We start from the raw sequence: 24,268 nt of genomic DNA on the forward strand, positions 1-24,268 counted from the left end.
CGCTGTCCGCTCCCACCGATGAACGCCCCCGTCGACGTCTCTTTTTTTGCGCGCGCCGCCAAGCCGCTGACCAGCTACCGCAAGTACTGGGCGGCCCGTTTCGGCACGGCCAAGTTCTTGCCGACCTCGCGCAAGGAGATGGACGCGCTCGGCTGGGACAGTTGCGACATCATCGTGGTCACGGGCGACGCCTACGTCGACCACCCCAGCTTCGGCATGTCGGTGATCGGCCGCATGCTCGAGGCGCAGGGCTTTCGCGTGGGCATCATCGCGCAGCCCGACTGGCAAAGCGCCGAGCCCTTCAAGGTGCTGGGCAAGCCGAACCTGTTCTTCGGCGTCACGGCCGGCAACATGGATTCGATGATCAACCGCTACACGGCGGACCGGAAGATCCGCAGCGACGATGCCTACACCCCCGGCGACGTCGGCGGCTCGCGCCCCGACCGTGCGGCCATCGTGTATTCGCAGCGCTGCAAGGAAGCCTGGAACGACGTGCCGATCATCCTCGGCGGCATCGAAGGCAGCCTGCGCCGCATCGCGCACTACGACTACTGGTCGGACAAGGTGCGCCGCTCCATCGTCGTCGACGCCAAGTGCGACCTGCTGCTGTACGGCAACGCCGAGCGCGCCATCGTCGAGATCGCGCACCGCCTGGCCGCCAAGGAGCCGGTGCAGCAGATCACCGACGTGCGCGGCACCGCCTATGTGCGGCGCGAAACGCCCGAGGCCTGGTTCGAGATCAACTCCACCAGCGTGGACGAGCCCGGTCGCGTCGAGGCGCACGTCAACCCGTACCTGATGGTGTCCGACCAGGCCAAGGCCAACGGCGCCACCTGCGCGAAGGAAGACGAGGCCGAAGCTGTCGCCAAGGCCGCCGAAGCCGCGGGCTCTGCCGCCGGTTCGGTCGTCAACCCCGCCATCAAGCCGCTGAACTTCGTGCCCAACCCGGCGCTGCAAGGCCGCGGCAAGATCGCCGTGCCGCCGCGCGACCGCTCGGTGATCCGCCTGCCGTCGTACGAGCAGGTGCGCAGCGACCCGGTGCTCTATGCCCACGCCAACCGCGTGCTGCACCTGGAAACCAACCCCGGCAACGCCCGCGCGCTCGTGCAGGCGCACGGCGAGGGCGCCACGGCGCGCGACGTGTGGATCAACCCGCCGCCCATTCCGCTCACCACGGCCGAGATGGACCACGTGTTCGACCTGCCGTACGCGCGCAGCCCGCACCCGCGTTACGCCGACGAGAACGGCAGCCACGACGGCGCGACCAAGATCCCCGCGTGGGAAATGATCCGCTTCAGCGTGAACATCATGCGCGGCTGCTTCGGCGGCTGCACCTTCTGCTCGATCACCGAGCACGAGGGCCGCATCATCCAGAGCCGTTCGGAAGACTCGATCATCAAGGAGGTCGAGGCCATCCGCGATTCGGTCAGCGGCTTCACCGGCACCATCTCCGACCTGGGCGGCCCCACGGCCAACATGTACCGCCTGGGCTGCAAGAGCCCCGCGATCGAGGCGGCGTGCCGCAAGCCCAGCTGCGTGTACCCGGGCATCTGCCCGAACCTGGGCACCAACCACGACCCGCTCATCAAGATCTACCGCCGCGCGCGGGCGCTCAAGGGCATCAAGAAGATCCTCATCGGTTCCGGCCTGCGCTACGACCTGGCCGTGCAGTCGCCCGAGTACGTGAAGGAGCTGGTGCAGCACCACGTCGGCGGTTACCTGAAGATCGCGCCCGAGCACACCGAGCAGGGCCCGCTCACGAAGATGATGAAGCCCGGCATCGGCAGCTACGACAAGTTCAAGCAGATGTTCGAGAAGTACTCGGCCGAGGCGGGCAAGAAGCAGTACCTCATTCCGTACTTCATCGCCGCGCATCCGGGCACCAGCGACGAGGACATGATGAACCTCGCGATCTGGCTCAAGAAGAATGGCTTCCGCGCCGACCAGGTGCAAACGTTCTACCCGAGCCCGATGGCCACGGCGACGACGATGTACCACACCAACAAGAACCCGCTGCGCAAGATCACGCGCGAGAGCGAGACGGTGGACATCGTGCGCGGCGACAAGCGTCGCCGCCTGCACAAGGCCTTCCTGCGCTACCACGATGCCAACAACTGGCCGCTGCTGCGCGAAGCCCTGAAGAGCATGGGCCGCGCCGACCTCATCGGCAACGGCAAGCACCACCTGATCCCGACGTGGCAGCCGTTGACCGATGGCGGCTACACGAGCGCGCGCCGCAAGAACTCGACCTCCGCGCCGGTGGCCGCCAAGGCCGCGGCACCGGTCCGGCTGGCGCCGGTGAAGCCCTCCAAGGGCCGCATCCTCACGCAGCACACGGGCCTGCCGCCGCGCGACAACGGCAGCGGTGGCAAGCCGCTCAACAAGCCTTCACGCAAGGTGCGTTGAGGCGTTGAGTTGAAGGCGCGGTCAGGCCAAGGCCGCGTGCTTCGACAGCCAGAACACCCACGCCCCCAGCGCCGCGCAATGCAGCGCGACCGTGACGTAGAACCTCCACAGGAAACTCGCCTTGCTCGACTTGTGCCGCAGCAGCTGCTGCGCGCACCATGCGCCCGGCCAGCCGCCCGCGAGAGCGAGCAGGTGCAGCGTGCTTTCCTGCGTGCGCCAGCGCCCGGCCTGCGCCGCGCGCTTGTCGAAGGCGTAGGCCCCGAAGGCGAGCAGGCTCAGCCCCGCGACGACCGCCAGCGCGAGCAGCGGCAGGCGACCGAGCCACACGGCGGCGCCCAGGCCGACTGCGTAGACCCCGATCAGCCACGCACCCCACGGTGTGCCAGCTGTGCTGCGTCCCGAGGGCCGGCGCGGCTGCGCGCGTGATGCTGCGCGGGGTGCGGCACCCGCCGAGGCCGCCGCCGCTTCCACGGCCACCGCACGCGGCCCCTTGCCGCCGACATGGATCTCTTCGAAGTGCACCGCCATGCCGACCTGCGGCTTCAGCTCGCGGTCGCGAAAGTCGCGCAGGTGCACGAAGACGTCGGCCGACACCTCCGGGCTGCGGATGAAACCGAAGCCGCGCTCGGCCTCCCAACGAACGAGTCGACCTTGGCGCTTCATGGATAGCGGTGAAAGAGGGCAGGGCACATGCGGGCGATTCTCTCTTGTGGGCGCGGGGCGCCGCTCCTATCATCGGCCGCTCATGCACCTGCATCACTCTCCCCCTTCGTCGACCTGCCGCTGACGTTCGCGCGCGCCTCGCGCCGCGCCCGTCAGGCCCGCAAGTGGTCGCTGCCGTCCGCCTTCTTCTGCTGAATGAAGAACGCCGGGCGGTGGCCGGATGGTCATGCCCGCCCCCGGCAATGCGTCGACGCGACGCCGAGGCGACGGGCCTTACGGAGAGTTTCAACATGAATGCAAGAACAACGGCCGCCCTGGCCTGGGGCGGCGTGCTGCTGGCCGGCGTGCTCTGGGGCGGCGGCGCCCTGGTGGCGCAATTCCTGATCGACGGCGGCATCGCGCCGCACAGCCTGTCGCTGGCGCGCTTCGCGCTGGGCATGCCGCTGCTGTGGTGGCTGCACTGGCAGGCGACGCGGCGTTCATCGGTCGCCGATGCCGGCTGGCGCTATCTGACGCGCCGCGAGCAGGGCCACGTCGTCGGCACCGGCGCCGCGATGGCGCTGAACGTGAGCTGCTGGTTCGCCGGCATCGCGCACCTGGGCGCCGCGTTGCCGACGGTGATCTCGATCTGCTGCGCGCCGCTGATCGTGGCCTGCGTGTCGGTGCTGCGCGGCTACGAGCCCTTCGGCGCGCGCCTGCTCGGTGGCCTCGTGCTGGCGCTGGCGGGCGTGCTGCTGCTGGTGATGCCGGCCGAGGGCTGGGGCGCCTTGCCGGCGGGCTACGGTGCCGGGCTCGCGTGGTCCTTCGGCTCGGCCGTCTGCTATGCGCTGGTGGTGCTGGGCAACGCGCGCATGCCGGCGCGGGTGCCGGCCGTCACCGCGTCCGCCTGGGGCATGAGCGCCGCGGCGCTGTGCATGCTCGGCGTCGCCGTGGCGAACGGCATCACCTGGCCCGAGGGCACGGCGCAATGGACGGGCGCGGCCTACACCGGCGTGGCCACCACCTCGGTCGCCTACCTGGCCTTCGCCTGGGGTGCGCGCCGGCTCTCGCCGACGGCGGCGGTGGTCGGCACGCTGATCGAGCCGCTGGTGGCGGCCTGGCTCGCGGCGCTGTGGCTGGCGCAGCCGATGGCGCCGCGCCAATGGCTGGGCGCGGCGCTGCTGGCGGGGGCGATGCTGCTGCTGGTGCGGCGGAACCGGGGTATCGTGTAGCCCCATGATGAGCAGTTTGCCCCCCGTGCCGGTTTCGTGGAAGCGCATCCTGGCGGTGGCCGCCTGCTGCGGCGTGTCGCTGCTGGCGCAGGCGGCGGCCCCCGAGGCCTCCGCGCCCGCGGGTGCCCAGGCCCTGCGCGCCGAGCACCAGAAGCTCAGCGACAAGCTCGACCAGAGCCGCTTCGGGCGTCCCGTGCAGCTCGACTCAACCGAGACGCCCGGCGGCCTCGAGGGCGACATCTACGCCGTGGTCGAGCATCCGCTGTCGAAGGTCAGCGCGGCGCTCAAGGGCTCGGACCACTGGTGCGAGCTGCTCACGCTGCACATCAACAACCGGCGCTGCCGCATCAGCACCTCGCCGCAGGGCAAGGAGACGCTCACGCTGTTCGTGGTGCGCCGCTACGACAAGCCGGTCGACCAGGCCTTCGAGCTGCCCTTTGCCTACCGCGTGGCCAGTGCCACCCCCGAGCACCTGCAGGTCGAGATGTCGGCCGACACCGGCCCGTTCGGCACCAGCAACTACCGCGTGCGGCTCGAAGCGGTGGCGCTCGACGAGCGCAAGACCTTCCTGCACTTCAGCTACGGCTACAACCACAACACGATGGTGCGGTTGGCCACGCAGGCCTACCTCGCCACCTTCGGCAGTTCCAAGGTGGGCTTCACCGTGGTGGGCAAGGGCGCCGACGGCCAGCCCGAGTACATCCGCGGCCTGCGCGGGTTGGTGGAGCGCAATGCGATGCGCTACTTCCTCACGCTCGACGCCTACCTGGCGACCGGCGCCAACGACCCGGCCGAGCGCCGGCAGCGCTACTGGTTCGCGGCGGCCGAGCGCTACCCGCGCCAGCTGCACGAGGTCGACCTCGACACCTACCTCGCGGTCAAGCGCGAAGACCGGCAGCGCGACGGCAGCGGCCGCTGAAAAGGCGCCGACCACCGCAACCTGTCGGTTGCAATTTCACGGGCTTGTCATCTGCCTCGGCATTAATCGCCGGGGCTTGCGCCTTTGCGCGGGCGCATCACAAGGACAACAAGCAATGCGCAAGACAACAAGAGGATCGAGGATGGGATGGCTGGCGCTCGTGGGCGCTGGCGCGGTGCTGACCGCCTGCGGCGGCGGCAACGGCGGCGGGGGCGGCTGGTCGTTCCCGGTGGGCGGCGGCACGACCAATCCGCCCGCTGCACAGTCGAAGACGGGCACCTTCCTGGATGCCGCAGTCGAAGGCCTCGACTACGTGGCCGGCAGCGCCCCCAAGGCCGCCACCAACGCCAAGGGCGAGTTCATCTGCAAGGATGGCGAGACCGTCACCTTCAGCGCCGGCGCGCTGGCCCTGGGCAGCGCCGCATGCGGCGAAGCGATCACGCCGCTCACCCTGGCCGGCGGCAGCGACGTGAAGGCCGATGCCGTGGTCAACCGCCTGCTCGCGCTGCAAAGCTTCGACGAGGACCGCGACCCCGCCAACGGCATCCGCCTGACGCCCGCGCTCAAGGCCGCCCTGACGGCCGGCGCGCTCGATTTCAACGCCTCGCCCGACGCCTTCCACACCGCGCTCAACGCGGTGTTGGCCGCGTTGCCCGCTCCCTACAATGCCCGCATGGTCGACTCGAACCGCCGCATGCTGGCCCGCGAACACTTCGAGGACACGCTGGCCTCGCGCCTGGCCGCACCGGTCACCGAGGCGTCGACGCAGACGAACCAGCTCGGCGCCATCGGCATCGCCGTCACGCGTTACCAGCTGCAGGCCGACACCCGCTTCCACGTGCCCTACGAGGGCGACAGCACGGACATCAAGGCCGACTTCCCCCAGGGCTTCCTGCCGGCCTACGGCTCGGGCCTGGCGTTCAAGGGCAAGGCCGACGACGGCGCGCTCGAGTTCTACGCCATCACCGACCGCGGCCCCAACGGCGACGGCCCGACCGCCCCCGTGCCCGGCGGCGGCGATGGTGTCACCAGCATCAGCAAGGTGTTCCCGGCGCCGTCGTTCGCACCGAGCTTCGGCATCGTGCGCGTGGGCAAGACCGGCGCCGTGCTCAGCACCAGCGTGCCGCTCAAGCGCGACGCCAACACCAAGATCACCGGCCTGCCGCCGCGCTCGGGCGTGGGCTCGACCGGCGAGACCCCGCTGACCGACCAGTACAAGTTCGACGAGGCCAAGGCCGGCTACGACGCCAACGGCCTCGACCCCGAGACGCTGGTGCTCGACAAGGCGCGCAACGTGCTGTGGACCAGCGACGAGTACGGCCCCTTCATCGCGCGCCTGAACATCGCCAGCGGTGTGGTCGAGAAGAAGTACGCGCCCGGCCCCGGCGCCACCGACCTGCCGGCGGTGCTGGCGCAGCGCCGCCCCAACCGCGGCATGGAAGGCCTGACGCTCGATGTGGCCAGCGGCGTGCTGCACGGCTTCCTGCAGAGCCCGATCGATCCGCGCGACGCCAACGGCAAGTCGATCAAGGCCAAGCCGCCGGGCGGCAGCAACACCGACGTGCGCCACATCGCCAAGTTCACGCGCTGGCTCGCGTTCGATCCGGCCACCGAGACCTCCAAGCTCTACGCCTACCCGATCGACGGCAGCCAGTACGACAAGGACCGCACCGGCAACGCCAAGCTCGGCGACATGGTGAGCCTGGGCAACGGCCGCTTCATCGTGATCGAGCAGGGCGCGCGCAAGGGCGACGGCAAGGTGTTCAACAAGCTGATGCTGGTGGAGCTGCCGGCCAACGCGACGAACATCGCAGCCCCGGAGTTCAACCACAACCTCGAGATCAGCAGCATCACGCAGGCCCCGTCGAATGGCGTCGACTATTCGACCGTGGTGACGATGCGCAAGACCGAGCTGCTCGACCTGAACTTGCTGGGCTGGCTGGCCGAGAAGGCCGAGGGCCTGACGGTCGTCGATGACCAGACGCTGGCGCTGGTGAACGACAACGACTTCGGCCTGGGCACCGTGCTGCTCGGCGCCGATGGCACCCGCCTGGCTGGCAGCGTGGAAGAGTGCAAGGTCGATGTCGACGGCAAGCTCCGCGATTGCCCGGCGGGCGCGACCGAAGCACGCATCACGCGCGGCTCCGACCTGGAGCGGCCGACGCGCATCTGGCTCATCAAGCTCGACCGCAAGCTGAGCGACCTGCGCCTGCCGGCGTCCTGAGCGCCGTCAGTCGGCCAGCGTGAGCAGCGGCACGTCGCGCTCACGGCCCATGGCCTCCAGCTCGGCGCGCGTGCGCGTCGCGAGCCAGGCGGCGAGTGCCGTGTGCGTGGCCGGCGCCATCATGTCCGGCGGCGCCACGCCGGCCACGTCGCACAGGCGCGCGGCGAAGTGCGGTTCCAGCGCCGCCACGGCCACGCGGCCGTCGGCGCAGGGGTAGACCCGGTAGCCGGCGTGTGCGCCGCCCACCGCGCCGTCGGGCTTTGTCAGGCCCCAGGTGCGGGGCAGGGCGAGCCAGTCGGCCGAGGCGTTCAGCGCCACCTCGAGGTACACGCCGCCGCGCTGGCGGCTCTGTTGCAGCACGGCCTTCAGCACCGCTTCGCTCGCCAGCAGCGCACCGCCCATGTCGGCGTACAGCGTGGGCGGCAGCGCGGTGCCGGTGACGAGGCCGCTCTCGGCGAGGTAGGTCAGGTCGTGGCCCGGCTCCTCGGCGCGTTCGCCCGGTGCGCCGACGATGGCGACCTGGGACAGCGCGGGGTGCCGCGCCTGCAGCGAGGCCCAGTCGAGCTTCAGCTTCTGCAGCGCCGACGGGCGGAACGAGGTCAGCAGCACGTCGGTGCGGGCCAGCTCGGCATGCAGCTGCGCCTGGCCGGCCTCGGTCTTCAGGTCGACCGTGCGGACCTCCACGCCCTCGTGCAGCGCCGTGTACGCGGGCCGGTTGTACAGCCCCATCGGATCGCCGCCGGGCGGCTCCAGCTTGAGGCAGGCCGCGCCCATCGTGCGGCAGCGAAGCAGCGCGGCGGGGCCCGGCAGGTTGAGCGCCAGGCTCAGCACGCGCACGCCGTCGAGCGGCAGGAAGGAAGCATCGGAGGAACGGGGCATGGGTCGTGTGTCCGGAAGGTCCAGGGGGTGAAAGGGAAGGGGGCGCGGCCATTTTCACCCGCCGGCAGAGCCAGATTCCGCAAGCCATGGCGGCCTGTCGGTCGTAGCATGCGGCCGATGGCAGCACGCGCTCCTGCCGCTGCCGCAACGCCAAGGAGACCCCTCATGTTCGAAGCATCCCTGATGCGCGGCCAGCGCATCCTCGTCACCGGCGGCGGCACCGGCCTCGGCCGTGCCATGGCCGAGCGATTCCTGAGCCTGGGCGCTGACGTCGCCATCTGCGGCCGGCGCCAGGCGGTCTGTGAAGAAACCGCCGCCGCCTGGCGCCAGCAGTTTCCCGATCGGCGCATCGATGCCTTCGGCGTCGACATCCGCATCGCGCAGCAGGTCGACGACATGGTCGAGAGCCTGTTCCAGAGCGGCGGGCTCACCGGCCTCGTCAACAACGCGGCGGGCAACTTCGTCTCGCCGACCGAGAGCCTCTCGCCGCGCGCCTTCGACGCCGTGGCCAACATCGTGTTCCACGGCAGCTTCTACGTGACGCAGGCGGTGGGCAAGCGCTGGGTGGCGCAGGCCAAGTCGGGCGCGTGGAAGCCGGGCGACGCCTTCCGCAGCGTGATGAGCATCATCGTCACCTGGGTCGACAACGGTAGCCCCTACGTCGTGCCCTCGGCCATGAGCAAGGCGGGCATCGAGGTCATGACCAAGTCGCTCGCGGTGGAGTGGGCGCGCCACGGCATCCGCCTGAACGCGGTGGGCCCGGGCGAGATCCCGACCGAGGGCATGAGCAAGCGCCTGAACCCCGGCGAGGAACCCGGTGCGCGCAGCATCAAGACCAACCCGATGGCGCGCGTGGGCCGCATGAGCGAGCTGCAGAACCTCGCGTCCTTCCTGATGGCGCCGGGCCAGTGCGACTGGCTCACGGGCCAGAGCATCATGATGGACGGCGGCAATGCGTTGGCCACCGGCGGCAACTTCTACGAGCTGCGCGAGTGGAGCGACGCCGACTGGCTGGCCGCGCGCGAACGCATCGAGGCGCAGAACCAGAAGGACAAGGCGCAGCGCTGACGCTTACTTGCGCGGCGGCTTCGCGGCGCCCACGGTGACCTGCTTGCGCACGGGGCTCGACAGCACCAGCGAGGTGGTCACCGAACCGTCGACCGCCAGCGCGTCCACCACGCGCTCCAGGTCGGTCGGCTCGGCGATGGCGCAGCGCACGAAGAAGCAGTCGGCGCCGGTCACGCGGTCCACCGCGAGCACCTCGGGCATGGCCTCGAAGAGCGCGAGGTAGCGCGCAATGGCCGCGTGCGTGGTGTCGATGCGGATGATGGCCTCCAGCCCCACGCCCAGCGCGCGCAGGTTCACGCGCGCGCCATAGCCTTCGATCACGCCCGCATGCTCCAGCTTGCGCACGCGCTCGCTCATGGCCGGCTGCGACAGGCCGATGCGCTTGCCGATCGCGGCCAGGCTCTGGCGCGCGTCCGTCTGCAGGGCTTCGAGGATGAGGCGGTCTTTCTTGTCGAGGGTCATGGCGTGCGGCGAAAGAAGAGGGGACCGATGATCGATCGGTAGGCGGCGCCGATTTTCGATGGGTTGCCCTTCTGCGCGTGCGACGCAGCCGCTATGGTGGTGGTCATCTTTCTTCAGGAGACCCCATGCAACTCGTCGGCATGCTCGACTCGCCCTTCGTTCGCCGCGCCGCGATCTCGCTGCGCCTGCTCGGCCTCGGTTTCGAGCACCGCTCGATCTCGGTCTTCAGCACCTTCGAGCAGTTCCGCGCGATCAACCCGGTGGTGAAGGCCCCGACGCTGGTGTGCGACGACGGCACGGTGCTGATGGATTCGACGCTCATCATCGACCACGCGCAAGCGGTCGCCGGCCGCAGCCTGTGGCCTGCCGACCCGGCCGCCCGGCTGCGCGACCTGCGCCTCACGGGGCTCGCGCTCGCAGCCTGCGAGAAGACGGTGCAGATCGTCTACGAGCGCAACCTGCGGCCCAGCGAGAAGCAGCACCAGCCGTGGGTCGATCGCGTGCAGGGCCAGCTGAATACGGCCTATGCCGAGGTGGAGCGCGAACTGGCGGCTGCGCCGCTGGCGGCACCCGCAGAAAACACGATCACGCAGGGCGGTATTTCGGCGGCGGTGGCCTGGACCTTCACGCAGTTCATCCTGCCCGACGCGGTGCGCCCGGCGGACTTTCCATTGCTCGCCGCGTACACGGCGCAGGCCGAGCAGTTGCCGGTGTTCGTCGGCGCGCCGCTGGTCTGAGCGACCGCGCTCAGGCCGCGATGTCCGCCCCGCGCTCGGCCAGCAGGCCGCGAAGCAGCGAGCGGTGGCAGCGTGACTCGTCCTCGCAATAGCAGCCGACCGCCAGCGCTGCGGTGTGCGAGAGCGCCGCGAGCAGGTCGAGGCTGCGGCTCGCGTCGGCCTCGGCCATCTCGGCCTTGTACTTGCGCATGAAGGCGTTCCATTGCGCGGGGGTCTCGGCTTCCTGCCCCAGCTTCATCGTCTCGGCCGACGGCGCGAGGTTGGGGTACCACACGTCGTACCAGTTCTGCGAGGCGAACTCGGTCTTCGGCACGCCGCGCGGCGGGCGGCGCACGGTGCCGATGCGCAGGCCCTCGCCGGGTGCGCGCGGGGTGCCGAGGCGGACGATGCGGATGCTCATGACGGGGATCTCCTGGGGCTGTTGTTGTGATGTGTTCGACTGTCAGGTGCCGACGATACCGCCGTCGCGCCGGCGGATCGCCAGCGTGGCCGAGCGCGGGCGGGCGCTGCCGGGCTGCGCGCCGTCGGGCCAGGCGCTGTTGTGCTTCGCGTCGCCGTCGTCGCGCGACTCGCCCGGGTGCTGAATGTTGACGAACAGCGTGCGCCGGTCGGGCGTGACCACGCAGCCCGTGATCTCGCAGCCGTTGGGCCCCGTGAGGAAGCGCTGGATGCGGCCCGTGGCCGGGTCGGCGCACAGCATCTGGTTGTTGCCGAGCGCGGCATAGGGCGGCTTGCCCATGGACTGCCCACTCATGTCGGTCTGGATCCACAGCAGCCCGCCGCTGTCGAAGTGCAGGCCGTCTGGGCAGCCGAATGCGTCGGCGCTGTCGCTGGGGTAGCGCGTGCCGGCGCCGGGCTGCGTGGGGTCGCCTGCGAGCGCGTAGTGGTCCCAGGCGAAGGCGGTGCTGGCCGCGTCGCCGCCGTCCTCGCGCCAGCGCAGGATGCCGCCGAAGAAGTTGGGCGCGCGCGGGTTGGCGGCGTCGGCGCCGGGCTTGCCGAGGTCGCCGCGCTGCGAGTTGTTGGTGAGCGTGACGTACACCTCGCCGCTGTGCGGATGCACGGCGATCCATTCGGGGCGGTCCATCTTCGTGCCGCCGACGATGTCGCCCGCCAGCCGCGCGTGGATCAGCACTTCGGCTTGGTTGGCGAAGCCGCTGGCGGCGTCGATGCCGTGGCGCCCGTGCACGAGTTCAAGCCAGCGCCCGCGCCCATCGGCGTCGAAGCGCGCGACATGCAGCGTGCCCTCGTCGAGCAGGTGCCGGTTGGCGGCGCGCGCGGCGGCATCGGTGCCAGGGCGCACGGGGTCGCGGCTCACGAACTTGTAGATGTATTCGAAGCGCGCGTCGTCGCCCATGTAGACCACCACGCGGCCGTCCCTGGCCACGGTGCAGGTCGCGCTTTCCTGGCGCTTGCGGCCGAGCGCGGTGCGCTTGACGGGCACCGATTCGGGGTCGAAGGGATCGATCTCGACCACCCAGCCGAAGCGGTGCGGCTCGTTCGGGTGGCGGCTCAGGTCGAAGCGCTCGTCGAAGCGCCAGTACTCGACCCATTGCGCGCCCGGCACCGTGCCATAGCGGCGCTGCGCGGGTGTCGCGTTCTTGGCTACCTCCTTCGGGCCGCCGAAGTAGCCATGAAAGTTCTCCTCGCAGGTCAGGTAGGTGCCCCAGGGCGTGACGCCCATCGCGCAGTTGGCGAAGGTGCCGAAGACGCCGGTGCCCGTCGGGTCGGCGGCGGTGCGCATCAGCGGCGTGCCCGCGGCGGGGCCGGCGATGCGCATCGGCGTGCGGCCGTGCACGCGGCGCGCGTAGGGCGAGGGCAGCACCTGGCGCCAGCCTTCTTGTGTGCGGCGGACCTCGATGACCGACACGCCCATCGCATGCAGCGATTTGCGGACCTTGTCGGCGTTCCAGGCCTTCACGCCGTCGGTGTGCAGCAGCTGCTCGTCGGTGTACTCGTGGTTCATCACGAGCAGGCCGCGTTCGCCGCGCGCATCGAGCGCGAAGAAGTGCATGCCGTCGTGGTGCATGCCGGCCTGCAGGGCCTGCTCGTCGGCGCTGTTGCCGGCGTCGGGCGCGAAGGCCGGCATGCGGCCCGCAACGCCCGTGGGCGCGCCCCAGGGGTAGAGCATCTGCCACTCGTACTCGGGCGGCACCACCACCGCATCGCGTTGCGAAATGGGCACGCTGGTGAAGAAGCCCGACGGGGTCGTCGCGCCCGTGGAAGGCGGCAGCTGCGAGCGCGCGCAGCCCTGGCCGAACAGCGCGACGACGGCGGCGGTGGCGCCCGATTGCAGGAGAAAGTGACGGCGGTCCAGGGGCATGGCGAGGCGGCGGAGGTGTTGGGTCGGCGACAGTGCGCATCATCGCCCAGCGGCCCAGTCGCGCGATACTGAGCCGATACCCCGACACCGACAGGAGACGTGCAATGAGCGACCGTATCGAATGGACCCGCCACGCCGACGGCGTGGTGGAACTGCAGCTGGCGCGCGCCGACAAGATGAACGCGCTCGACCCCGCGATGTTCGACGCGCTGGTCCAGGCGGGCGAGGCGCTGCGGGGCGACAAGAGCGTGCGCGCCGTGGTCATCGCGGGTCGCGGCAAGGCCTTCTGCGCGGGGCTCGACATGGCGTCGTTCGAACGCATGGGGCAGGGCGCCGCCAGCGACGTGCTGGGCGCCTCGGCCGGCGGCACCGACCTGGTCGCGCGCACGCACGGCCTCTCGAACGCCGCGCAGCAGGTGGCGATGGTGTGGCGCGAAGTGCCGGTGCCGGTCATCGCGGCCGTGCACGGCGTGGCCTTCGGCGGTGGGCTTCAGGTGGCGCTGGGCGCCGACATCCGGCTCGTGGCCGCCGACACCAAGCTGTCGGTGATGGAGATCAAGTGGGGCCTCGTGCCCGACATGGCCGGCATGGTGCTGATGCGCGAACTGGCGCGCACCGACGTCGTGCGCGAACTCACCTTCACCGGCCGCATCTTCTCGGGCGAAGAGGCCGTGCGCCTGGGCCTGGCCACGCGCGTGGCCGCCGACCCGCTGGCCGAGGCGCTGCAGATGGCGCACGAGATCGCCGCCAAGAGCCCCGACGCCATTCGCGCCGGCAAGCGGCTGCTGAACGCGTCGCTCGCGCACAGCGCCGCCGAGCTGCTGATCGCCGAGTCGGTCGAGCAGCAGGCGCTGATCGGCAGCCCGAACCAGCTCGAGGCCGTGAAGGCCAACATCGAGCGGCGGGCGCCGCAGTTCAGCGCGCCGGCCTGAGTTTCTTCTTCTCGTTTTTTCTTGCGTTCCTCGCGGTGCGGACACCGCGAGGCGCAGCTGTTTGCGCGCCTGTTTCGGTGGGCCGAAGGGGCGGTCGCAACATTTCGTATGCCAAAAATCGTACACAAAGCGCGCCATCCGTGTCTTTGTGTAAGAATTAAGTAGTTGTTTTCCCGAGTAATTCGGCGGAATTGACCGCACTTTGTGTGCAGAAGGTCACGTCTTGCCGTATGCCCTCGGTCGGGAAAATGACTATCGGAGTCACACTCGAAAACAATTAATCAACTTTTGCTTTGGCTAGCGACGGCGTTCCGCATGTCGACGAATACGTTTTTTTGCAATCTCAGCGTGCCCATCCTCGTGGGCGAGGACCGCTACAAGTACGTCCCGATCGTGGGGGTGTTTCGCAGCATCCCCATCGAGCAGGTCGACGAGTGGGTGATGCACCCCGACGGCCGTCCGCGCAGCGATCGCGAACTCGCCGCCGAAGTGCTGGTCGAAATCCGCAAGCCGCTCGGCACCAGCGGCCACACGGCGCCGAACGCCTTCGACGTCGCCGACATCCTGCAGCTCGATCGCGCGGCTGCCATCGTGGTGTCGACCTTTCTCGCAGCGCTGCCGCGGGTCTGAACACCGCCTCGCGGCGTCTTCCTTTTTCTTCCCGTCTCAGCTCGCGATGGCGCCGACCGCCCAGTAGAAGGTCGGCCGCGCACCGTTGAGCAGGTGGTCGCCCACCACGCGCCCCTTGTAGATCGTCGGGTTGTGCGACGCCAGCGTGCGCGCATTGCGCCAGTGCCGGTCGAGCCGCCGGTCTTCCTGCAGCGCCGAGGCGCCGCCGATGTCGAACAGCCGTGTGCCCGCCTGCAGCACCGCGTCGACGATGCCGGCCTGCGCCTTGGCGGTGTTCAGCTCCACCTCGAACAGCAACTGCTCGGGCACGGCCTCGCCGCGCTGCAGATGGCGGTCGACCTCGCCCAGGCCGCGCGCCACCGCCTGCACGGTCGACGCGGCCACGAAGGCCGTGCTTGCGAGCTGGCCGATCACCTGCTGCACCAGCGGGTCTTCGCGCGGCGTGGCGCCGCTGCCGTGGCTGTAGACGCGCTTGCGCGGCTGCACGAAGGCCACGGCATCGCGCACGATGGCGCGCGCGATGCCCGCCAGCGTCGCCAGGTGCGTGAGCTGGAAATGCGCGGTGAGCGGCGTGGGCTGGTCGCGCACGTACAGCAGCACGTGCTCGGGCTTCACACGCACCTGGCGAAAGCGCGTCGTGCCCGAGGCACTCAGGCGCTGGCCGAAGCCGCGCCAGTCGTCGACACGCTCGACACCCGCGGCTTCCGCGGGCACGAGCGCGATCACGCGGTCGCTGCTGCCGTCGTCGTTCAGGCGCTGGGCCGCGACCGAGATCCAGTCGGCGTAGAGCGTGCCGGTGCTGTAGAACTTGTCGCCGTCCAGGCGCCATGTGTCGGCGCTCTGCGCGTCGCGCGTGAGCGTGGTCTGCAGTGCGCCGAGCGCGCCTTCGCCGAGCTCGGTGGTGGCGTTGCCGAAGATCACGCCGTCGGCCGCCAGGCGCATCCACGGGCCGTGCAGCGCGGGGTCGATCTCGGCGAACAGGCGTTCGATGAAGCCGAAGTGCGCGCGAAGGATCTGCGGCAGGTTGGAGTCGGCCTCTCCGAGTTCGATCAGCAGGTCGTACAGCTGCTCGACCGAGGCGCCCAGGCCACCGTGCGCGACCGGCACGCGCAGTGCGCCGAAGCGCACGGCCTTGAGCCAGGCCACCGGCGCGTAGGCCAGTTCGCGGTCGTTCTCGCGCTGCGCCGCGTGCTCGGCGATGCGCGCGAAGACGGGGCGGAAGCGCTCGGCGAGTTGCTGAGACGAAGGTGCGAGGGTGGAAGGGCGGGCGGGAGCCGTGGGCGCGGCGGGGCGCGTCGGCGTGTCGTGGATGGATGCCATGGAGAGCCGGGCGGCCCCGAGGGCGCGCCGGAAAAAGAGCGATACAGGCGTGGGACTGTGCCCGCGCCAGGCCGTCGCTGGGAAATACGCTTTTCGTGTTTTCTTATGCGCGGCGGGCGGGCTGCGCCGTCGCCTCAGAACTCGCCCTTGAGCCCCACGCGCACGCCCACCGATCCGCTCGAGCCGCTGACCCCGGCGGAGAGCGCCAGCGGCATGTCCGTCGCGAGGCGGTGCACGACGCTGGCACCCATCGCGGAGTGGCCCTTGTAGTTCGCCAGCTGCGCGGCCCAGCTGGTCTTGCCCGGTGCGGACGGCATCGGCGCATCGCCCATCGCCATCGCCGCGGCCACGCCCTTGGCCGCGAAGCTGCGCGCCCCCGACACCGCAGCCGCCGTCAGCTGCTGCGCCTGCTGCAGGTTGACCGCGTCGGTGGGCAGCACGCCCGGCGCCACGTTGGCGATGCTGCGTGTCTGGCCGGTGGCGGCGTTGCCCACCGACACCGAGTTGTCGCGCGTGGCCACGGAGCCCTGGCCGAGGGCGACCGAGTTCGATCCCGCGGCCAGCGTGTTGGCGCCCAGTGCCACCGCGTTGTTGCCCGTCGCGACGGCGTCGTTGCCGACGGCGGTCGTCGGATCGGCCAGCGCCTTCGCGCCCGCACCGATCGCCACCGAGCCTGCGTAGCGCGCCTGCGCCCCGTTGCCCATCGCCGTGGTGTTGTCGCCATGGGCCGTGGCGTTGGTGCCCAGCGCCGTGGCCCCCGTGCCCGTGGCCTGCGTGCCGGTGCCGCAGGTCACGTTGCCGCCGCTGAAGCTGCACAGACCGTTGGACAGCGCCTGGTTCATGACGCCCTGCAAGGCGGCGATCTGCTGCATCGTGAAGGTGTTGGCGGTGGTCAGCGCGCCTTGCTGCACCTGCTGCAGCTGGCCGACGTTGGCGGCGTCGGTGGCGGCGACGCCCGCGCGCACGTTGCTCAGCGTGGTGCCGGCGCCGCCGTTGGCGTTCAGCGCGACCTGGGCACCACCCGCGCCGTACTGCACGGAGTTGTTCGCCACGCCCAGTGCGGTGTTGGCCGTGCCTTGCGCGGCGACGGCGGTGGCCTTGGCATCCGTGGCGCTGGCTTGCGCACCTTGCGCCGCGCCGAGGGCCGTGTTGGCGGTGCCCTGGGCCGTGGCTGCGGCTGTGGTCGCGGTGTTGGCCGTGCCCTGGGCGGCCACCGCCGCGGCCTGCGCGGTTTGCGCGGCGCCCAGAGCGGTGTTGGCGGTACCTTGCGCCGCGCTCGCGGCGTCCCTCGCGAGGACGGCCGTGCCATTGGCCGCGGAGGCCGCGGCCTGTGCGGTGTCCGCGGCCTGCCGCACGGTGTACAGCTGGCCGCCGTTGACGGCATCGGTGCTGGTGGCGTTCACCGCGCCGGCGCTGACGTTGACCAAGGCACGCGTCTGTCCCGTGCTGCCGAAAGACACGGTGTTGGCCGATGTGGCGACCGAGTTCGCGCCGATGGCCACGCCGCCGTTCGCGCCGCTCTCGACCTTGCTGCCCGAGCCGATCGCCACGCTGCCCGTGGCCAGTGCGGCCGCGCCCGAGGCCCCGCCGTTCGCGCCGCCGATGGCGGTGCTGCCGTTGCCGGATGCCACGGCGCCCTGGCTGGCGCCCGAGGCGCTGCCGATGGCGACCGCGGCGTTGCCCGATGCCTGTGCGCCGCTGCCGCCCGACGGGCCGGTGCCGCTGCAACAAGCGTCGCCGCCTGCGGCTCCCGCGCCGAGTGCGATGGCCCCGCCCGCCGATGCCACGGCACCACGTCCTCCAGCGCCGCCTATGCCGCCTGCTTCGCTCGATCCGCCGGTCCCTCCGCCGCCGACGGCCGTTGCGCCGCCGGCGGTGGCGCTGGCACCGGTGCCACCCGAGCCACCGGTTCCGCCAGAGGTCGCGGACCCGCCATTGCCGCCCGCACCCAGTGCTGTCGCGCCGTCGAAGGCGGCCGAGGCTGCGCCGCCGCCGAGGCCGCCTGTTCCTGCCGAACTGCTCGTGCCTGCGCTGCCCGCATCGCCGTGCGTCAAGCCGGCCGCATGGACGCTGCCTGCGGCTAGCAAGGCCACGGCGGCCAAGTGCCGAAGGGCGCGGACGCGCGGCGGTTGTCCATGGCCACCATGGATGTGGACGTGGATCGGCATGGACTCTTCCCCCGTGAAAGCAAACAAGACAAACGCGACGGAGTGTGTCTTTTTGCCCTCGAGGGAGCCATCACCGAAAACTGGTACGAGCCCTGGCCGGGGGGCTAGATCGCCTTGACCTCGAAGTAGGCTTCGTCGGTGTCGCCCAGGTCGCGAAAGCCCGCCGTGCGCGCGGCGTCGTAGGCCTTGACCCAGCGCGCGGCCAGCGCGATCTCGCGCTTGGTGAGGTCGGTGTCGCTCGACTCGCTGGCGTTCTGGAAGGCGCGCATCGCGGGCAGCACGTCGGCGCCCAGCTGCTTTTCGAGTTCGCGCCGGAAGCGTTGCTCGGCGACCCTGACCGCGTCGGCCGACGAGTGGGGGTAGTCGATCAGCTTGGCGGAAAAGGCGTCACGCGGTTCGTCCTCGGTGTCTTCGAACGCGGCCGCAGCGGCGGCGGGCTCGTGGAAGTTGAAGAGGGGCGAGGGCGGCGTTGCCGGCCGGGGGAAGAAGAGTTCAGCTTGGGTCATGGTTCACCCACGCGTTGGACTGGGATGCGTTCTTCGGCATGTGGATTCCTTGAGAATACTGTTTAAATGTACAGTATTGAATCCAGAATTCAAATGACAGATGGCGCGCATCTGGCGCGTGGAGCCCTCTGCTTTAATGGCGCCTTGCCGGGGAGGGCCCAGGCTTGTGTCACAGAGGAAGGCGACGTGCAGATGGATTGGATGACCGTCCTGGGGACCGTCGGAGTGATCGTCCTTCAAGGGCTGTCGTTCTGGTTCCTCTACTGGCTCTGGAAGAAGCTCCGTACGCCCAAGGCGCCCCGGGCGGGGGCTGCGCCCCTTGCGATCAAGGGCGGGGTAGTGCCCGTCGTGGCCACCTTCACCGGCCTGCGCGGACTGCCGTGGGTGGCGCTGGCGACCAACAGCCTGAACCCTGTCTTGCGCATCGAAAGCGAGCAACTCGTGTACCGCGTGCTGCGCCAGCGTGAGCGGCCCTTTGCGGACATCCGCCAGGTCGACGTGCGCGAGGCCTATGCCACCTTCAACCTGATCTTCGAGTTCCACGACGCGCGCCGGACTTTCGTGGCCAATGTGGGCACTGCGGCGCGCGGGGCACAGGCGCTGGCGCTGCTGCCGTCGGGCGTGCCGTTGTCCGCGCGTGCACAGGCCGCTGTCGCCGACGGACGCTGATGGCCGCCATGTCCGCAGCCTTTTTCTCGATGGTGCCCTTGCTTGTCTACGGGCTCGTGGCCTGGTTCGGCTTCCTCACGGATGCGGTCTTCAGTCTCCTGGGGGGCTTCGCCATGGGCGCCTTCGCCGTCTGGGACACGATCAAGAAGTCGCGAACCGCCATGACGGACCTGCCTTCGATGGCCGAGTACATCATCGTCCCGGTGGTGCTGGGGGTGCTGTCGCTGCTCATCATGAAGCACGGCTGGTACACCTTGACCGCCAGGCTGCGTGGCAAGACACGCTGAAGGCGCAAGCGGCCAGGGGCGGCGTCCGCTGCCCGTGCCATTCTTTCAGCGACGACTCATTGCCAGGTGGTCCTTCCCTTGTTTTGACGGCCAGGGGCCAAGGGCCTCAACGGCCGGGTCCGAAATGATTCTGCGCAACGCACCGACGCCCGCCGGATTGCACGGCATTGCAGGCGTTCTCGGCGGCAGCGTATTGCTGCTGGCGCGTCTGGCGTTCCGCGGCGATCTGGGCGGGTGTCACGCCGGGTTCGGTGGGGCAGTTGGCGGCGATCATGTCCAGCACCGTCTTCGTCATGAACATCACCGTTTCCTGGCTGGCGGTGATCGAGGCATTGGGTGCGACCTTGGTTGCGATGACCGATTGCTTCATGGCTTCGCAGGTCTGGCTGGAAAGGCGCGTTCCGGCTGGGCGGCTGGCCGCGTTGGCCGTGCCCCCTGACGACGAACCTCCACCCGCGGTCGTGCTGCCACCCGACTCACCCGTCATCTGCCGCGCCGTCGTGGCTGCCAGCGGATGGTCGGGGAAGCGGCTCATCAACGTGCGCTGCACTTCGCGTGCGCGGGCGCGGTCGCCCTGGGCGTTCAGTTCGTCGGCGCGAGCGAACAGCTGGCCGGGGTTCATGGTCTGCAGGCTGGCCTGGAACTGCTGCTCGGCGCGTGCGGCCTCTTCGCGCTTGCGTTGCTTCTCGGCCTCTGCTGCGAGCCTGGTCTTCTCGGTGGCCTCGCGGGTGGCGGCCTCGCGCGCGGCCGGCAGATTGACCTCGGTGCGGACACCGGCCACGTCGTACTGCGTGCCCACCGACAGCTTGCCGTTCTCGTAGCGGCCTTCTTCGGCCAGCGTGCCATCGGCGCGGTACTCACGCCCTTGTGTGCGCCAGTTGGTGCTCATGCTTCCTTCGAAACGTGTGCCGTCGGCGCGCGAGAAAGTACCCTGGAAGGACGCGTTCTTGCTCCAGGTGCCTGACCGCGTCGATCCGTCCCTGAGCGCCTGCACGCCTTGTCCTTCGCGGTTGTCGCTGGCCACCTCTCCCACGTAGCGATTGCCATTGGGGGCGTACAGCATGTCGGCGGAGCCATGCACGCGATTGGCGTTGAACTGTCCGCGCTGGATCTCGCCATCGGAAAAGATGCGTGTGCCGGTGCCGTCTGCCTTGCCGTCCTTGACTTGCCCGTAGTAGACCCAGGTCGTGTCACCGTTGCTCTTGCCCGACAGCATGTCGCCAGTGCCCACCTCGCGCACGCGCGCCCCGATCTCCTGCGACAGGCGCTGTGGCTGCGCCAGGCCGCCGAGCTTGCGCTCGTTCTCGCGGTCATCGCCGCCGAGCACCGCAGTGAACATCGCATCGGGCGTGACCTCCTTGCGGTAGAAGCCGAAGAAGTTGCGCGTGCCTTCGCCGATGGCCGTCTGCAGCCGCTCGAGGTAGCCCTTGGCGCGCGCGCAGGTCTTCTGTGCGCTCAGCACGAAACGGCAACCGATGTGGGCCGAGCAAAGGTCGGCCTGGGTGACCGTGGCTTCGTCCTTGAGCTCGAGGCAATTCGCGATCTCGGGATTGACCTGGGCCCGCGCTGCCATCGGGGCGGCGAGCACACAGGCGCTGAGGATGAGTGCCGACAGGAAAGGGTGCGGAAGCCGGATCGCCTGCCTGGGGCGCTGGTGCCCTCTGTGCATGGAATTGGAAACGGGCGCTGGTTCTCGTGCGGTGGTCGCCATCGTCATGACGTTCTCCTCGGTCTTGTGATCGGCCGAATCTAGCGGAGCGATCTGCAAACCAAATACCGCTTTTGTGGGAGGCCACGGGAACCGGTGGGTCGTGTCGTTTGGGGACTGCTGTACGAGACTATTGCACTCCCAGTCGTGCCCTGAGGAAGCAGGCTCGAAGGCGCTCTGAGTTTTGGAACCTGTTCACATCCCTCACGACCGTTTCCCGGTCCGGAGGTTCATTTGCGTCGTACAGATGTCGATTGATGTTCCCCCGGGTCTGCCCGTCGTCGCCAAAGCTCTTGATAAATTGCTGTTGCTCCGACTTGCAGTCAGCCAGCGTTGCTTGACGAAATCCGCCCGAACCCATTGAAGGCTGCTTTTGATCGGGTGCGGGGCTGGCGGAAGGTTGTGGCACAGGACGTTGAGCCGTCGAGATGGCATGAGCATTCAAGGGGTCGCAGTTTCTGCCCCGGGCCCGCTTGCACTCTGCTGAAAGTTGGCGATATGCGTCTAAAAATTCTTGTTTGTGGGCGTTGGTGGCTTTTCCGCAGCCTCGGTTGGCGTATGTATATAACTTCGCGGCACGCTCAATTTTTACCTCCGGGGTATTCGGAAGACTGTTCATCCCTTCCAAATCTTTCGCCATGACTTCACAGCCGTGAGGCGACGCAAGAGAAGCGTCACTTGAGGGGGATGCCTGCCTCTGCGTGCTTTTTTCCTTCTCGGGAATGCAAAACCCCTTGTAGCCGGCCCCTTCCACATACCGCCACCTGTTCGTGGCCCTGTGCTCTGTCGAGCAGGCTGCCCAATGCACGGTGCCATGAAGGATGTTGCCTTCTTCTTGGCCCGGGCCCAGCGCGCTAAGGCCTCCGTTGGGGCATTCGAAGTGGGAAGAGCCGTCGAAGAAGTGCTTGGTCTGTCTGGGATTGACAACGCAGAACCAAACGTCAACGCTGAAATTGCACTTGTTGTAGAGCGTGTTATTGCGCTGGCCAACGCATGCGCTGTCGTTTTCCGACGCTTGGGCTGGCATGGGCAGGACAATTCCTAGCAGAAGACTGCCAAGGGCCAAGGCACGAGTGATCCACATAGCTATCCCTCCTCATCCGATGCGGTCGCCGGAATTTAGCTGGCAGTTTCGTAAACCAAATACCGCATTTGTGGGAGTCTGCGGAAACCAGTGGGCGAGGATTGTCTTGGGCAAGAAAAAGCCCGCACGAAGGCGGGCAAGGACGGCCAGGAGGAGGGAAGAGGGGAGGAAAAATGGACCACCAAGCTCATCCTGGTGGCCGATCTTCTCGATCAGCGTACCGAGGCATATTGGCTATTGCATGTTCCCCCTGTTGTATTGGTCAAGCCCACGCTGAAAAGCCGTTTTCCCGTTGTACGCCTGATCATTCTCCCGAAAATATTGGGCAGCAGTCTGAAAATCCTTGGCGCATTGCTTGTAATGGTTGGCCGCCATCGGTCGGCGATTTTTTTCAGCCTCATGAGCGGCAGTTTCACATTTTCTTTTGTTGTCCATGGATGTCGTCCAATTGCTGGCGAGTGCATGAGAGGAGACGAATGCCAGCAAGATAGCGAGAGAAAATCGAATCATGTGAACTCCTATAAAGCCCTGTTTGGTCAATGATGAATTGCAAGCGTTATTTCGCCTCAGGGTTCCCGCCGTATACGATTTGAGCGCTCCCTGGCTTCTTGAACGGATCCCGCTCCCCGGGTGTTGAATCGAACAATGCACGAGGCGTGTGCGTCTTGGGCGCGCTTGAGCCTGGTGGCTGCGCAGTACTCTCTGTCGTCCTGTGTTCGCTCGCGCTGGCATTGCGCGCGTGTTGTCATGACAGCGCTGTCGAAGTCCCCGCATGCGCGCTGCGCTTCATTGGCGCCCGCAAGGGCGGCGTAAAGAAAAAGGCCGAATGCCAATAGCGGGCTCTTGTAATTCATCGACGTCTCCTCGTGGTGGAAGACCCGAATCTATCCATGCCATTTTGCAAACCAAATACCGCATTTGTGGGAGTCAACGGATACCGGTAGCACGGCAGCGATCACCTTTCAGAGGATGGCTGAGCAGTCTTGGGAGAGATCGGAGGGGGTATACCGCGAGGGAGTGAGCAGGCGACGGGCGGGCTAAACCTACTGCCGCATCCGTGGGCAGCAAGCGCGTCGACTTGACGGTAGCTCGCGCATGCGTGCTCTGTGCGTCGTCCTTCCGGCGGAGCAACGGCGCAAAAATTGGAGAAACCCGTTGCGGTTAGAGACGCAAATGGCCTGCCCGGAGGGGATCGAACCCCCGACAACCTGCTTAGAAGGCAGGTGCTCTATCCAACTGAGCTACGGGCAGATTCCGGTTGAGAAGCGAGGGCCGGAGCCTTCGGTCCTCGGGCCGCAAGGGATGCGACAACAGACCCGAAAAATCAACGGTCTGGACGCTTCTGCCTCTGACCGGGGAAGCGCGGATTCTACCTACATCCCTCCATGCACGACGCCTTCGGCGGCGGTCGTTGAGAGGGCGAAAGGGCGGGGCTGGCGCCGGAGGACACCCTGGCGGTCTCGGCGGCCTGCTTCGACACGAGCTGCTTCTTGCCGCAGGTGCTGCACCGGTAGAACCTGAGGGCCGGCAGCATCCTCATCCAGGTTCGCCGCTCGATGCGGCGAAGGCCGGCCAGGCCGCAGGAACATCGGAGAAACAGATTCAGCAGCATCACAGAAGAGTTCAAACCGGGAAGGTGTCGACACTCTTTCCCCGACGCTGCTTCGCGGTTTGCGCAACCGTGAAGCACCCGCGTTCGATTCTGTGGGGGCGCAGGGCATGCAGCGAAAGGGCTGCACGCGCAACAGATTGCTAAGGACGGCGTTTCGACCGTCCGATGCCGCTCTGGATCGCTTGGGCTGAGGGGGCGTCAGACGTTTTCCGAGCGGTACTTCCAGACCGCGTCGTTCACCGCGCGTTCGGACGCCAGTTGCTTCTTTCCGCAGGCGCTGCATTGGTAGAAGCGCAGGCTCGAGAAGAGTCGCATCCATGGCCGGCGCTCGATGCGTGCGAGATGCCTGAGGCCGCAAGAACAGCGGGAAAAGTAATTCAGCATCGGAAAAGGGTCCAGGGGTGAGGGTTCTGTTGCGACGTCCATCCCTGACTCAGCTCTTCGGCTTTGTAAACGCGATTCC

The 24,268-nt window shown here is 68.4% G+C and carries 23 protein-coding genes and 1 tRNA gene; 11 read left to right on the forward strand and 13 right to left on the reverse strand.

The features are described from left to right. Nucleotides 1–18: 18 nt before the first annotated feature. Nucleotides 19–2,406 carry a YgiQ family radical SAM protein gene (locus tag VHAB30_RS08135; protein ID WP_159276554.1) on the forward strand — a complete coding sequence of 796 codons (2,388 nt, stop codon included), beginning with the start codon at nt 19–21 and terminating at the stop codon, nt 2,404–2,406. 21 nt (nt 2,407–2,427) lie between these two features. Here VHAB30_RS08135 and VHAB30_RS08140 read toward each other — a convergent pair whose 3' ends face one another. Then, a complete protein-coding gene (locus VHAB30_RS08140; RefSeq protein ID WP_159276555.1) occupies nt 2,428–3,069 on the reverse strand; it encodes a DUF1294 domain-containing protein in 642 nt (213 codons plus the stop codon). Nucleotides 3,070–3,359: 290 nt separating this feature from the next. Here VHAB30_RS08140 and VHAB30_RS08145 point away from each other — a divergent pair, with 290 nt between their 5' ends. From VHAB30_RS08145 to VHAB30_RS08155, 3 genes are all read left to right on the forward strand, one after another. Beyond that, entirely contained in the window at nt 3,360–4,280 is a 921-nt protein-coding gene (locus VHAB30_RS08145; RefSeq protein WP_159276557.1) for a DMT family transporter, read from the forward strand. 7 nt (nt 4,281–4,287) lie between these two features. Then, on the forward strand, nt 4,288–5,199 hold the full coding sequence (locus VHAB30_RS08150; protein WP_159276559.1) for a hypothetical protein: 912 nt from the start codon (nt 4,288–4,290) through the stop codon (nt 5,197–5,199). A gap of 142 nt (nt 5,200–5,341) precedes the next feature. Continuing rightward, nucleotides 5,342–7,423: an esterase-like activity of phytase family protein gene (locus VHAB30_RS08155; protein ID WP_159276561.1), complete on the forward strand. Its 2,082-nt coding sequence runs from the start codon at nt 5,342–5,344 to the stop codon at nt 7,421–7,423. A 6-nt stretch (nt 7,424–7,429) separates the two neighbouring features. On the opposite strand, the gene VHAB30_RS08160 is transcribed toward VHAB30_RS08155, so the two are convergent. Next, nucleotides 7,430–8,302: a CoA transferase gene (locus VHAB30_RS08160; protein ID WP_159276563.1), complete on the reverse strand. Its 873-nt coding sequence runs from the start codon at nt 8,300–8,302 to the stop codon at nt 7,430–7,432. A gap of 165 nt (nt 8,303–8,467) precedes the next feature. Between VHAB30_RS08160 and VHAB30_RS08165 the strand changes: the two genes are divergently transcribed. Then, complete coding sequence (locus VHAB30_RS08165) at nt 8,468–9,370, forward strand: SDR family oxidoreductase (RefSeq protein ID WP_095745627.1); 903 nt, start codon at nt 8,468–8,470, stop codon at nt 9,368–9,370. A 3-nt stretch (nt 9,371–9,373) separates the two neighbouring features. Here VHAB30_RS08165 and VHAB30_RS08170 read toward each other — a convergent pair whose 3' ends face one another. Further along, on the reverse strand, nt 9,374–9,832 hold the full coding sequence (locus VHAB30_RS08170) for an Lrp/AsnC family transcriptional regulator (RefSeq protein WP_139704551.1): 459 nt from the start codon (nt 9,830–9,832) through the stop codon (nt 9,374–9,376). 125 nt (nt 9,833–9,957) lie between these two features. On the opposite strand from VHAB30_RS08170, the gene VHAB30_RS08175 reads away from it, so the two are divergent. Continuing rightward, nucleotides 9,958–10,569 (forward strand): glutathione S-transferase, encoded by a 612-nt coding sequence (locus tag VHAB30_RS08175; RefSeq protein WP_159276565.1) that lies wholly within the window; start codon nt 9,958–9,960, stop codon nt 10,567–10,569. A 10-nt stretch (nt 10,570–10,579) separates the two neighbouring features. Here VHAB30_RS08175 and VHAB30_RS08180 read toward each other — a convergent pair whose 3' ends face one another. Both VHAB30_RS08180 and VHAB30_RS08185 read right to left on the reverse strand, forming a co-directional pair. Continuing rightward, nucleotides 10,580–10,969 carry a DUF488 domain-containing protein gene (locus VHAB30_RS08180; protein ID WP_095947243.1) on the reverse strand — a complete coding sequence of 130 codons (390 nt, stop codon included), beginning with the start codon at nt 10,967–10,969 and terminating at the stop codon, nt 10,580–10,582. A 42-nt stretch (nt 10,970–11,011) separates the two neighbouring features. Next, nucleotides 11,012–12,889 carry a PhoX family protein gene (locus VHAB30_RS08185; protein WP_159276567.1) on the reverse strand — a complete coding sequence of 626 codons (1,878 nt, stop codon included), beginning with the start codon at nt 12,887–12,889 and terminating at the stop codon, nt 11,012–11,014. Nucleotides 12,890–12,993: 104 nt separating this feature from the next. Between VHAB30_RS08185 and VHAB30_RS08190 the strand changes: the two genes are divergently transcribed. Continuing rightward, on the forward strand, nt 12,994–13,821 hold the full coding sequence (locus VHAB30_RS08190; RefSeq protein WP_159276569.1) for a crotonase/enoyl-CoA hydratase family protein: 828 nt from the start codon (nt 12,994–12,996) through the stop codon (nt 13,819–13,821). A gap of 315 nt (nt 13,822–14,136) precedes the next feature. After that, the gene (locus tag VHAB30_RS08195) at nt 14,137–14,451 is read left to right on the forward strand and encodes a hypothetical protein (RefSeq protein WP_070060970.1); all 315 of its coding nucleotides are present in this window, start codon (nt 14,137–14,139) and stop codon (nt 14,449–14,451) included. A gap of 36 nt (nt 14,452–14,487) precedes the next feature. On the opposite strand, the gene VHAB30_RS08200 is transcribed toward VHAB30_RS08195, so the two are convergent. From VHAB30_RS08200 to VHAB30_RS08210, 3 genes are all read right to left on the reverse strand, one after another. Further along, nucleotides 14,488–15,771, reverse strand: a complete 1,284-nt coding sequence (locus VHAB30_RS08200; RefSeq protein ID WP_159276571.1) for an acyl-CoA dehydrogenase family protein — start codon at nt 15,769–15,771, stop codon at nt 14,488–14,490. 134 nt (nt 15,772–15,905) lie between these two features. Next, complete coding sequence (locus VHAB30_RS08205) at nt 15,906–17,939, reverse strand: YadA family autotransporter adhesin (RefSeq protein WP_159276573.1); 2,034 nt, start codon at nt 17,937–17,939, stop codon at nt 15,906–15,908. 104 nt (nt 17,940–18,043) lie between these two features. Then, entirely contained in the window at nt 18,044–18,445 is a 402-nt protein-coding gene (locus VHAB30_RS08210; protein WP_159276575.1) for a hypothetical protein, read from the reverse strand. A gap of 192 nt (nt 18,446–18,637) precedes the next feature. On the opposite strand from VHAB30_RS08210, the gene VHAB30_RS08215 reads away from it, so the two are divergent. Then, complete coding sequence (locus VHAB30_RS08215; RefSeq protein ID WP_159276577.1) at nt 18,638–19,114, forward strand: hypothetical protein; 477 nt, start codon at nt 18,638–18,640, stop codon at nt 19,112–19,114. An 8-nt stretch (nt 19,115–19,122) separates the two neighbouring features. After that, a complete protein-coding gene (locus tag VHAB30_RS08220; RefSeq protein ID WP_159276579.1) occupies nt 19,123–19,401 on the forward strand; it encodes a hypothetical protein in 279 nt (92 codons plus the stop codon). A gap of 106 nt (nt 19,402–19,507) precedes the next feature. Here the strand turns inward: VHAB30_RS08220 and VHAB30_RS08225 are convergent, their stop codons facing one another. Both VHAB30_RS08225 and VHAB30_RS08230 read right to left on the reverse strand, forming a co-directional pair. Beyond that, nucleotides 19,508–20,974: an MORN repeat-containing protein gene (locus VHAB30_RS08225; protein WP_159276581.1), complete on the reverse strand. Its 1,467-nt coding sequence runs from the start codon at nt 20,972–20,974 to the stop codon at nt 19,508–19,510. A 265-nt stretch (nt 20,975–21,239) separates the two neighbouring features. Next, nucleotides 21,240–22,136 (reverse strand): hypothetical protein, encoded by an 897-nt coding sequence (locus VHAB30_RS08230; protein ID WP_159276583.1) that lies wholly within the window; start codon nt 22,134–22,136, stop codon nt 21,240–21,242. Between the two features lie 147 nt (nt 22,137–22,283). On the opposite strand from VHAB30_RS08230, the gene VHAB30_RS08235 reads away from it, so the two are divergent. Beyond that, on the forward strand, nt 22,284–22,736 hold the full coding sequence (locus VHAB30_RS08235) for a hypothetical protein (RefSeq protein WP_159276585.1): 453 nt from the start codon (nt 22,284–22,286) through the stop codon (nt 22,734–22,736). A 23-nt stretch (nt 22,737–22,759) separates the two neighbouring features. Here the strand turns inward: VHAB30_RS08235 and VHAB30_RS08240 are convergent, their stop codons facing one another. From VHAB30_RS08240 to VHAB30_RS08250, 3 genes are all read right to left on the reverse strand, one after another. Beyond that, nucleotides 22,760–23,047 carry a hypothetical protein gene (locus tag VHAB30_RS08240; protein WP_159276587.1) on the reverse strand — a complete coding sequence of 96 codons (288 nt, stop codon included), beginning with the start codon at nt 23,045–23,047 and terminating at the stop codon, nt 22,760–22,762. A 320-nt stretch (nt 23,048–23,367) separates the two neighbouring features. Then, nucleotides 23,368–23,444 (reverse strand) — tRNA-Arg (locus VHAB30_RS08245). Between the two features lie 559 nt (nt 23,445–24,003). Continuing rightward, on the reverse strand, nt 24,004–24,189 hold the full coding sequence (locus tag VHAB30_RS08250; RefSeq protein ID WP_139140528.1) for a hypothetical protein: 186 nt from the start codon (nt 24,187–24,189) through the stop codon (nt 24,004–24,006). Nucleotides 24,190–24,268: the final 79 nt, after the last annotated feature.

Origin of the sequence: Variovorax boronicumulans (assembly GCF_009811375.1) — a bacterium.
Classification (GTDB): domain Bacteria; phylum Pseudomonadota; class Gammaproteobacteria; order Burkholderiales; family Burkholderiaceae_C; genus Variovorax; species Variovorax boronicumulans.